We start from the raw sequence: 2591 nt of genomic DNA, 5'->3' as shown, positions 1-2591 counted from the left end.
TCATCGGCTATGAGCCATCGTCGGCGGCATTGGGCGGTATCGGGCGGCTGCTGCTCGCGGCCTGGAAGAACAACCGGCTGACCTATGTCGGCGGCGTAGGGACCGGGTTCACCGATCGCTCGGCTACCGCGCTGCGAAAGCAGCTCGACGCCCTCCTGATCGAAGCCCGCGCTCAAACTGACAAGAAAAGGGACGCGCTGGGTGACGCCGTCACTGGTGGCTGAGATCGAATTCCGCGGCTGGACCACGGACCAAAAACTGCGGCACGCGTCCAAAAAGGGGCTACGCGACATCTCCGATGCTGACAACGTCCTTCGCCTTGACGAGTAGTGCCCGCTAATCCCGGTATTTGGCGATGAGACAATCCTCGAGTGCCGCGCCCGCCGATGGATTCGGCTCTACCTGTTCCGCCGTTTCCTCAGGACAACCGGGTCAGCTGTTCGACGCTCAATTGGACGAGGCCGGCGGAGGATTCTTGCCCGGTTCCCGGCCAAAAAACACCCATCGGCGCCCCGAAACTTGCGTGACAACAACGATCATCGCAACCCCGTCCTCGCATTCGAGATCGAAGGTTTGGTCAAAGACAAAAGGGCCTGCTTCGATCGGTTCGCTATAGAGGCGGCCGGCGCGCCCACACTCTCCGATGGCGACATACTGATAGGTTACCATCAAGCGCATTCCAGCCTTATCAACCAACACACCTTTCCCGGTGAACATCGGCGCCTCACACCGCGAAATTATCTGACCAGGCTAAGATGAAGGCAGCCTGGCAGTAGGCGCGCATTTAGGGAGAAACTCCACCAATCTGCCCGTGTACGGATGGTGGTGAGCCATTCCTCGAGCGCTGCAACCAGCCTGATCAAGACGTCTGCTGAACACTTTGCCCGCCAGCTCCTCAGGGAACTGGCGGTGCCATTTTGCGTTCTGGCGATCAGGAGGACGGGAATGTGCCATGCCGATGCACTGGTTCAGCCCACCCGTTGTCGTTCAAGCCGACCGGCCCGGAGTGGGCTATTCTATCACCGACGTCGAGCAAGCCGCTGAGCTGTTGCTAGCCTGGAAAGCGATTGGAGCGGGGCCGAAGTGGCAAGACGCAGTGCGCGCCTGCACGGCAGTGCTGAATGGTGCCGGGACCGTTGATGAGGCGCGGGAGGCGTTCGAGGAGGCGGCGCGGGAGTGTGGCCGCCTTATCGGGTAGTCAGGCTGCGTTGGCGGACCTGGCTGCCCCACGGTTCCACGAGCCCTGACAAGTGGACGGCCGCGGAACTAAAGGCCTCGTCGGGCGTTTCACGCTTAGTGGTGACGCCGCGATCAGATTCTCCGGGCGGCACCACCGGGTCGGATCCCGCATGCAATCCCCCGCACGGCGAAGCTCTTTGCCCTTACAACTGGCCCGCAGCGGGACGAAGCGCCGCGGGCTTTTTTGTTTCTTGTGCTGTCTTAGGAACACGCTGGGCCACCGTCCGTTTTAGTGGCGTGAGGGCGTTGAGCGATTGACAACTCCACGGCCGCAACCCTCACAGCCTGGGGCTGGGGCCCTGCCGTTGCGAAGCGGCGGGGCCTTCATATCGCTTCGGATCAGGCGGATGGGCAAAAGCCATGGCTCAAACACGTGGATTTATCACGTTGTCATGCCACTGACCGCGTTGCGATTTCTGTCTCCGCTCCAGGCGATGGAGGATTGGCTGAGCGAGTGGGAAATCCCCTATGAGGTGGAGCCACTCAACGTCGGTGATACAGCCCTGTTGATCCGGTTCCCGACCGAGGACTTCGCGCACGCCTTCATCGCCGTGGAGAAAGAGATGGCAATGGCCGCTTTGCCAGGCCTGCACTGAGCGTGTGCCCACTGCGCCGCATCTCGGATGGCCATGGCCCCGGGCTCCCCCGGACCGGGCCGGCCCTCTCAAGGCAGGATCGCCAGCCGAGTAAGCAACGTCACCAGCTCCGCCTGACGCCTGGTATTGGTTTTCCCGAACACCGTGCCGAGCTGGCTGCGAATGGTAGTGAGGCTCACCTCCGACGGGCGACATCGGCGGGCTGGTCACCGCGCGCCAATTGAAGAGCAAGGCGGGTCTCGGCCGCGGTCAGGCCGAACAGGCGCCGAATCATGAAGGGATTCGGCTGCGGGCGAGCGTAGAGATCGATCAGCATGACTACGTTGATGCCGGCCGGTACCGATTCAGCAGCCTGGCTCAGAATGAACGGTCCATCGTCCTTGTTCCAGATGACAATCCAGCTCAACGGCCCGAGCTTTGGGCGATGCCGGGCCCGCTCGATCAGGGCTCGGAACGCACTCGTCAGGTGGTGAAGATGGAGGGCTGAATCGTGCGTGCATCCAAGGATCAGACTGGCGGCGGGGTTCGCCTCGATGATCCGCCCTCCCTCGCCACGAGATAGCCGCATCCGAGACGGTCGAGCAGATCTAAAGCTACAGTGCGTTGGTTGCTCGGTAACGCGGTAATTAGACGACGCCCGGTCCAGGCAGGCGGGTTCGACGGGGGAGTCCCCGGCTCTGATGACATGTGTCCTGTCCTCGTCAGCCCCCATTTGAACTCACGTGAAATTCTAACTCTGGAGCCGAGTGGCGTGTT

Annotated in this window: 6 protein-coding genes; 4 read left to right on the top strand and 2 right to left on the bottom strand. The window is 61.9% G+C overall.

What is annotated here, in order from left to right:
* Together AC1D34_RS36555 and AC1D34_RS36550 are read left to right on the top strand one after the other, a co-directional pair.
* Nucleotides 1-224, top strand: a 224-nt coding sequence (locus tag AC1D34_RS36555) for an ATP dependent DNA ligase (RefSeq protein ID WP_476826898.1), incomplete at its 5' end; no start/stop codon positions are given.
* Nucleotides 202-330 carry an ATP dependent DNA ligase gene (locus AC1D34_RS36550; protein WP_476826897.1) on the top strand — a complete coding sequence of 43 codons (129 nt, stop codon included), beginning with the start codon at nt 202-204 and terminating at the stop codon, nt 328-330. The genes AC1D34_RS36555 and AC1D34_RS36550, both read left to right, overlap by 23 nt.
* A 117-nt stretch (nt 331-447) precedes the next feature.
* On the opposite strand, the gene AC1D34_RS36545 is transcribed toward AC1D34_RS36550, so the two are convergent.
* Nucleotides 448-717 (bottom strand): hypothetical protein, encoded by a 270-nt coding sequence (locus AC1D34_RS36545; protein ID WP_441493866.1) that lies wholly within the window; start codon nt 715-717, stop codon nt 448-450.
* Nucleotides 718-952: 235 nt separating this feature from the next.
* Between AC1D34_RS36545 and AC1D34_RS36540 the strand changes: the two genes are divergently transcribed.
* Together AC1D34_RS36540 and AC1D34_RS36535 are read left to right on the top strand one after the other, a co-directional pair.
* Nucleotides 953-1198 (top strand): DUF982 domain-containing protein, encoded by a 246-nt coding sequence (locus AC1D34_RS36540; protein WP_441508915.1) that lies wholly within the window; start codon nt 953-955, stop codon nt 1196-1198.
* Nucleotides 1199-1586: 388 nt separating this feature from the next.
* Nucleotides 1587-1835: a hypothetical protein gene (locus AC1D34_RS36535; protein ID WP_441508914.1), complete on the top strand. Its 249-nt coding sequence runs from the start codon at nt 1587-1589 to the stop codon at nt 1833-1835.
* Between the two features lie 175 nt (nt 1836-2010).
* On the opposite strand, the gene AC1D34_RS36530 is transcribed toward AC1D34_RS36535, so the two are convergent.
* Nucleotides 2011-2403 (bottom strand): hypothetical protein, encoded by a 393-nt coding sequence (locus tag AC1D34_RS36530; protein WP_476826896.1) that lies wholly within the window; start codon nt 2401-2403, stop codon nt 2011-2013.
* Nucleotides 2404-2591 lie beyond the last annotated feature (188 nt).

Source organism: Allobosea sp. P1_A7, assembly GCF_056406775.1.
Note: the sequence above shows the minus strand (reverse complement) of the source record. Positions and strands in the feature narration are given on the sequence as shown.

What these genes read in the sequence shown, in the direction of transcription:
- AC1D34_RS36540 (WP_441508915.1), top strand. Translation starts at nt 953, where the DNA reads ATGCCGATGCACTGGTTCAGCCCACCCGTTGTCGTTCAAGCCGACCGG.
- AC1D34_RS36535 (WP_441508914.1), top strand. Translation starts at nt 1,587, where the DNA reads ATGGGCAAAAGCCATGGCTCAAACACGTGGATTTATCACGTTGTCATG.
- AC1D34_RS36530 (WP_476826896.1), bottom strand. Translation starts at nt 2,403, where the DNA reads ATGCGGCTATCTCGTGGCGAGGGAGGGCGGATCATCGAGGCGAACCCC.
- AC1D34_RS36545 (WP_441493866.1), bottom strand. Translation starts at nt 717, where the DNA reads ATGTTCACCGGGAAAGGTGTGTTGGTTGATAAGGCTGGAATGCGCTTG.